The 7,100-nt window shown below is 72.9% G+C and carries 5 protein-coding genes; 4 read left to right on the forward strand and 1 reads right to left on the reverse strand.

The genetic code is table 11. The features are described from left to right. The first annotated feature begins 241 nt into the window (after nt 1-241). The 4 genes from ACFV6I_RS20300 (at nt 242) to ACFV6I_RS20315 (ending at nt 4,307) form a co-directional block, all read left to right on the forward strand. Nucleotides 242-1,234: a malate dehydrogenase gene (locus ACFV6I_RS20300; RefSeq protein WP_063349031.1), complete on the forward strand. Its 993-nt coding sequence runs from the start codon at nt 242-244 to the stop codon at nt 1,232-1,234. A gap of 125 nt (nt 1,235-1,359) precedes the next feature. Further along, the gene (locus tag ACFV6I_RS20305; RefSeq protein WP_063349032.1) at nt 1,360-2,685 is read left to right on the forward strand and encodes a hemolysin family protein; all 1,326 of its coding nucleotides are present in this window, start codon (nt 1,360-1,362) and stop codon (nt 2,683-2,685) included. 30 nt (nt 2,686-2,715) lie between these two features. Next, nucleotides 2,716-3,756: a tryptophan--tRNA ligase gene (gene trpS / locus ACFV6I_RS20310; protein WP_063351340.1), complete on the forward strand. Its 1,041-nt coding sequence runs from the start codon at nt 2,716-2,718 to the stop codon at nt 3,754-3,756. Nucleotides 3,757-3,818: 62 nt separating this feature from the next. After that, nucleotides 3,819-4,307: a 2'-5' RNA ligase family protein gene (locus ACFV6I_RS20315; RefSeq protein WP_380426737.1), complete on the forward strand. Its 489-nt coding sequence runs from the start codon at nt 3,819-3,821 to the stop codon at nt 4,305-4,307. A 20-nt stretch (nt 4,308-4,327) separates the two neighbouring features. Here ACFV6I_RS20315 and ACFV6I_RS20320 read toward each other — a convergent pair whose 3' ends face one another. After that, nucleotides 4,328-6,838: a CDP-glycerol glycerophosphotransferase family protein gene (locus ACFV6I_RS20320; protein WP_380426739.1), complete on the reverse strand. Its 2,511-nt coding sequence runs from the start codon at nt 6,836-6,838 to the stop codon at nt 4,328-4,330. Nucleotides 6,839-7,100 lie beyond the last annotated feature (262 nt).

The following is a 7,100-nucleotide window of genomic DNA, read 5'->3' on the forward strand; positions in this document are numbered from 1 at the left end:
CGGCGCGGGTGCGGCGGCGGCCGGGCGGGTGTCCGGCCTGCCGACGGCGACGGTCTCCCCGGCGCGGGTGGGGCGGGGGGGGGGCCGCCGTCCGTTGTGACGCATCAGCCAGGCCCGCACCCGCGGCGTACGCTTCCCTTTGCGATAACCTGACGCCGGTCTCTCGATGTCGAGAGACCATCCTCGGCTCCAGCGCGCCGGTGTGCCTGGGGCACCTGGCGATCTGCTGGAGAAGGTAGAAATGACCCGCACCCCCGTCAACGTCACCATCACCGGAGCGGCCGGCCAGATCGGCTACGCGCTGCTCTTCCGCATCGCCTCGGGCCACCTGCTCGGTGCCGACGTCCCGGTGAACCTGCGCCTCCTGGAGATCCCGCAGGGCCTCAAGGCCGCCGAGGGCACCGCCATGGAGCTCGTCGACTGCGCGTTCCCGCTGCTGCGTGACATCACGATCACCGCCAACCCGAACGAGGCCTTCGACGGCGCCAACGTCGCGCTGCTGGTCGGCGCCCGTCCGCGCACCGCCGGCATGGAGCGCGGCGACCTGCTGCAGGCCAACGGCGGCATCTTCGGCCCGCAGGGCAAGGCCATCAACGACCACGCCGCGGACGACATCAAGGTCCTGGTCGTCGGCAACCCGGCCAACACCAACGCCCTGATCGCCCAGCGCAACGCCCCGGACGTCCCGGCCGAGCGCTTCACCGCGATGACCCGCCTGGACCACAACCGTGCGGTCGGCCAGCTCTCCGTCAAGACCGGTGCGCCCGTCTCCGACATCAAGCGCGTCACCATCTGGGGCAACCACTCCGCCACCCAGTACCCGGACATCTTCCAGGCCGAGATCGCCGGCAAGCCGGCCTTCGAGGCCATCGGCAGCGACCAGGCCTGGCTGGACGAGACCTTCATCCCGACCGTCGCCAAGCGCGGCGCGGCCATCATCGAGGCCCGTGGCGCCTCCTCGGCCGCCTCGGCCGCCAACGCCGCCATCGACCACGTGTACACCTGGGTCAACGGCACCGCCGAGGGCGACTGGACCTCCATGGGCGTCGTCTCGGACGGCTCCTACGGCGTCCCGCAGGGCCTGATCTCCTCCTTCCCGGTCACCACCAAGGCCGGCAAGTTCGAGATCGTCCAGGGCCTGGAGATCTCCGACTTCTCGCGCGCCCGCATCGACGCCTCGGTCAAGGAGCTGACCGAGGAGCGCGACGCGGTCCAGGAGCTGGGCCTCATCTGAGCCCCGCAGCACAGCTTTTCCCGACGGCCCGCCGTCTCCTTCCCGGAGGCGGCGGGCCGCCGTGTGACCGGCCGCCGCCCCTTCTTCCACTCCCCGGGCGCCGGCCGGTCCTACACTGACCCGCTGTGAACGAAACCCTCGGGGACGCTCTGCTCGTCCTCGTCTTCATCCTGCTGGGCGGGCTGTTCAACGTCGCCGAGATCTCGCTGATCTCGCTGCGCGAGGGCCAGATCCGGACGCTGGAGGCGCTCGGCACCCGGCGGTCCGCCCGGGCCGCGCACCTGGCCGCCGACCCCAACCGCTTCCTGGCCGCCGTCCAGGTCGGCGTGACCTGCATGGGCTTCCTGTCCGCCGCCTTCGGCGCGGACACCCTGGCCGGCAAGGTCGCCCCGCTGTTCGTCCGGGCCGGGCTCACCGAGGGCGTCGCCGACGCGATCGCCCTGGTCGGCCTCACCTTGGTGATCAGCTACGTCTCGCTGGTGCTCGGCGAACTCACCCCCAAGCGGATCGGCCTGCAGCGGGCCGAGTCGATCGCGGTGATCGCGGCCCCGGTGGTGGATGTGATGTCGGTGGCGCTGCGCCCGGTGATCTGGCTGCTCGGCCACTCCACCAACCTGATGGTCCGCCTGCTGGGCGGCGACCCGGCCGCCGGCCGTGGCTCGATGAGCTCCGAGGAGCTGCGCGGCCTGGTCGCCGCCAACACCGAACTCGGAAGCGACGAACGGGCGTTGATCGCGGACGTGTTCTCCGCCGGGGAGCGGCAGCTGCGCGAGGTGATGGTCCCGCGCACCGAGGTGACCTTCCTGGACGCCGAGCGCCCGCTGGCCGCCGTCCGGCACCAGGCGGACACCTCGCCGCACTCGCGCTACCCGGTGGTCGAGGGCAGCGCCGACGCCGTGGTCGGCTTCGTGCACGTCCGCGACCTGTACGGCGCGCGCGGCGAGCAGGCCGCCAAGGTCCGTGACCTGGCCCGCCCGGTGAAGCTGCTGCCCGGCACCAAGCGGGTGCTGGAGGCGATGGGCGAGATGCGCCGCGAGGGCCACCACCTGGCCATCGTGGTGGACGAGTACGGCGGCACCGCCGGGATCGTCACCCTGGAGGACCTGGTCGAGGAGGTGATCGGCGAGATCCGGGACGAGTACGACCGGCCGGAGACCGCCGCGACCCGCCGGCTGGTCGGCGGCGGCATGGAGCTGGACGGCCTGCTCAACCTCGGCGACTTCACCGAGGAGACCGGCGCCACCCTGCCCGAGGGCCCGTACGAGACGGTGGCGGGCTGCCTGGTCGCCTCGCTCGGCCGGCTGCCCCGGGAGGGCGACCAGGTGCGCGTCCCGGTCGAGGGCGGTGGCGGGGTGCTGCTGACGGTGGCCAAGCTGGAGGGCCGGCGGATCGCCCGGGTGAGGGTGAGTGCGGTCACACTGGCGGAACCGCCTGGGGCGGATGTTTCCTGAGCGCCCGGTGGAACTGGAACAATGGCCCGCATGGTCAACGCAGCGGTCACTGGTCCGGTCAAGGACCGTCCCCGGGTTCTCTCCGGCATCCAGCCCACCTCCGGCTCGTTCCACCTCGGCAACTACCTGGGCGCGGTGCGCCAGTGGGTGGACCTGCAGAAGGAGAACGACGCCTTCTACATGGTCGTCGACCTGCACGCGATCACCGTCTCGCAGGACCCGAAGGAGCTGCGCGAGAACACCCGGGTCTCCGCCGCCCAGTTGCTCGGCGCCGGCCTGGACCCGGAGCACTGCACCCTGTTCGTCCAGTCGCACGTGCCCGAGCACGCGCAGCTCGCCTGGGTGATGAACTGCCTCACCGGCTTCGGCGAGGCCTCCCGGATGACCCAGTTCAAGGACAAGTCCGTCCGGCACGGCGCGGACAGCACCACGGTCGGCCTGTTCACCTACCCGGTGCTGATGGTCGCGGACGTCCTGCTCTACCAGGCGGACGCCGTCCCGGTCGGCGAGGACCAGCGCCAGCACCTGGAGCTCACCCGCGACCTCGCCGACCGCTTCAACACCCGCTACAGCCCGACCTTCACGGTGCCGAAGCCGTACATCCTCAAGGAGACGGCGAAGATCCAGGACCTCCAGGACCCGGGCGCCAAGATGAGCAAGTCCGCCTCCTCGGACAAGGGCCTGGTCAACCTGCTGGACGAGGCGAAGGTCAGCGCCAAGAAGTTCAAGAGCGCCGTCACCGACACCGGCACCGTCGTCTCCTACGACGAGGACGGGAAGCCCGGCGTCTCCAACCTGCTGCGCATCCACTCCGCGCTCAGCGGCCAGTCGATCGACCAGCTGGTCGCGCACTTCGAGGGCAAGATGTACGGCGCCCTGAAGACCGAGCTGGCCGAGCTGTTCACCGAGTGGGTCACCCCCTTCCAGGAGCGCACCCGCACGTTCCTGGACGACCCGGCGGAGCTGGACCGGGTGCTGGCGATCGGCGCCGAGAAGGCCCGCGAGGTGGCCGCGCAGACGTTGGAGACGGTGTACGACCGGGTCGGCTTCCTCCCGGCCGCCAAGCGGTGACTCCCCTCACACGCCTGCCCGATGGTGACGGTCTCCCCGAGGCCGTCACCATCGGCGTGTCCGTGAGCGTTCCGGATCCGTACGGTGCGCGGATCCAGGACGCCCGGGCCGGGCACGGCGATCCGCTGGCCCGGTCGATACCGACGCACGTCACCCTGCTGCCGCCGACCGAGGTGCCCGCCGAGGCGCTGCCGAAGATCGAGGAGCACCTGGCGGCGGTGGCGGCCGCGCACCGGCCGTTCCGGATGCTGCTGAGCGGCGCCGGCACCTTCCGCCCGGTCTCCCCGGTGGTGTTCGTCCGGGTCGAGGAGGGCGCGCAGGAGTGCCGGCTGCTGGAGGCGGACGTCCGCTCCGGCCCGCTGGCCCGCGAGCTGGCGTTCCCGTACCACCCGCACGTGACGGTCGCGCACGGCCTGCCGGACGACGCGCTGGACCAGGCGTACGCGCAGGCGCGCGGCTTCCGGGCGGCCTTCCCGGTGCCGGGCTTCGGCCTCTCCCGCTTCGACGCGGACGAGGTCTGGCGGCCCTGGCGGAGCTACCTGTTCTCCTGAACTACCGCCCTGATCTTCAACTACCGTACTGACCTTCCGAGTTCGAGCATCCGGTCGACCACCCGGCGGGACGCGCCGCCGTCGTCCAGGACGCAGTGCTCGGCCCGGAAGCGCCGGTGGCGCTCCGCGTACCCGGGCGGCAGGGCCGCGCCGGTGTCGGCGAGTTCGCGCAGCGCGCCGAGCAGTCCGGCCGAGGTGGGGACGAGCGGGCCGGGGGCCTGCGGCTCGAAGTCGAAGTAGAAGCCGCGCAGGGTGTCGCGGTAGTGCTCCAGGTCGTAGGTGAAGAAGAGCACCGGGCGGCCGGTGACGGCGAAGTCGAACATGATCGACGAGTAGTCGGTCACCAGGACGTCCGCGACCAGCAGCAGTTCCTGCGGGTCGGGATAGTCCCCGCAGTCGTACAGGAAGCCGTCCCCGGCGCCCGGCAGCGGCTCGCGGACGTGCGCGTGCGGGCGGATCAGCAGCACGTGGTCCCGGCCGAGCAGGCGCCGGGCGTGGTCGAGGTCCAGCCGCAGGCCGAGCCGGAAGCCGTCGCCGTCACCGCGCTGCTGGTCCTCGCGCCAGGTCGGCGCGTACAGCACGATCCGCTTGCCGTCCGGGATGCCGAGCCGGCGGCGGACGGCCGCGGCGGCGGCCTCGTCGGGGCGGGCGAGCACGTCGTTGCGCGGGTAGCCGGCCTCCAGGATCTCGCCGTCGTAGCGGAACGCGCGGCGCAGGATCGGGGTGGCGAACGGGCTGGGGGAGAGCAGCAGGCTCCACTGCGGGGTCTCCCGGTCGAGCGCCTCCAGGTAGCCGTGGTCGGCCAGCCAGGGGTTATCGACGTCGTGGGCGATCCGCTTCAGCAGCGAGCCGTGCCAGGTCTGGAGCACCACCTGGCCGGGGCGGCGCTCCAGGAAGTCCGGGAAGTGCGTGTTGCCGACCAGGTACCGGCAGGTGGCCAGCGCGCGGTACCACTCCGGGCTCCAGATCCGGACGGCCCGGACCCCGGGCGGCAGTTCGGCCTGGGCGTCGTCGACCACCCAGAGGTGCTCCAACGGCGCGCCGCGGCGGGCCAGTTCGGCGTGCACCGCGCGCGGCGAGTCGGCGTAGCCGCGGCCGCCGAACACGTCGTACAGCACGGCCTCGCGCAGCGGTTCGCGGCGGGCGGCGGGGTAGTGGACGGCGCGCTGGCGGCTCTGCGTCCAGGCGCTGCGCTCGGTGGGGGTGAGCACCGGGGTGGAGTCCACCAGCAGGGTGTCGTGCCAGCGGCGCTGGAGCAGGATCCGCTTGCCGCCGGCCGTGGTGGCGGCGGGCAGCGCGGGAAGGGCGGCGGGTGCGGCGAGCAGCGGGCGGCTCGGGCCGGGCCGCCCGGCGGGCGTCAGCGCCGCCTCCCAGATGCCTTTGCGCAGGGGCAGCGCGGTGCCGTCGGCGCCGGTGCGGGTGGCGGGCAGCAGGACCTTGAAGCGGCCGTCCTGGTCGGCCTCGACGGGGGAGCGGACCTCGCTCGCGGTGCCGGTGTGCCGCAGGACGAGTTCCAGCCGGTCCGCGGCGCGGTCCGGGCAGCGGCCGGTGAGCTCGAAGCCGCCGGCCCGGACGGCGATCCGCTCGACCAGGCCGGCCGCGGGCTGGACGCACAGTTGGAGCCGGCCGTCGGCGAGGTGCTTGAGGTAGAGGGCGCGGTCCGGGGTGTCGGGCAGCCGGTGCTGGCCGGCGACCGGGCCGCCGCGCTCGTCCGGGCAGAGCTGCTCGGTGCTGCCGTCGGGGTGCAGGAACTCGGTGTCCCAGTGCTCCAGTTCGCCGCTGCCCCGGCCGTCGGCGGTGAACGGCCGGTACGGCAGGTGGACGGCGAAGGTGTTGCCGGTGCGGGCGACCGGCCGTTCGATCACGGCGTCGCTCTGCCGGTGGCGCAGCCGCAGCACGGTGCCGGTCGGGCAGGAGTCCGCGCTGCCGCGCAGGTCGAGGCCGTCGGCGGTGGGGGTGGCGTGGGTGAGCCGGATGCCGGGGCGTTCGAGCAGCAGCCGCAGTCGCCCGTCGGCGAAGTACGGCTGGAGGCGGACGTCGTGGTCCACCCAGTGGGCCGGCGGGTACTCGCCGGAGCCGCACCAGTGCGGGGCGAGGGCGCCGTACCGGCGGCGCAGCCGGGTGGGGCGCGGGCGGGTGAACAGGGTGGTCTCGATCTGCCAGTCGCCGAGCAGCCAGTCGGTGCCGTGGCGCAGCCGGCCGGGCTCGATCAGGGCGGTGAAGCCGGACCAGTCGTGGTTGAACTCGGGCTGGGCGCTGTCGTCGGTGACTTCGGGCAGCCGGCGGGGCCGGGAGCGCAGGTGGACGGGCGGCCGGGTCCCGTCGGCGTGGCGCAGGGTCAGCCAGGTCCAGGCGGAGCCGGGGCGGCCGGTGTCGAGGTCGTCCGGGCGGGCGAAGCCGGTGAGTTCCAGGCCGCGGCCGGTCCAGCGGGCGCGCAGCAGGCCGAAGGTGACGTCCTCGTCGGCGGCGGGCTGGTCGGTGCTCACACGGGGGTCGGCGTGCGGAAGGACGAACCGTGTGAGCGCAGGCATGGCGGGGGTCCTTCGGGACGGGGGCCGGGCCATGGGCGGTGGACCGGGGCCGCCGGACCGATGCCGAGAGGAAACCGGGGCCGAATTCATATCCCATACCGGAACGCCGTCCGGGTCAACAGTGCGAACCGGGGAATTTCCCGTGAAATTCGCTGACAAACACTAGTTCGAGTGCAATGTACAGGCAAAGGCCAGGGATATTGTCAGGGAATTCCCAGGAAAGCGCAGAGGCGGGGGCGGGCGGCGGGGGGCGGGCGCGGCC

The organism is Kitasatospora sp. NPDC059803 (assembly GCF_042732255.1).
Taxonomy (GTDB): Bacteria; Actinomycetota; Actinomycetes; order Streptomycetales; family Streptomycetaceae; genus Kitasatospora.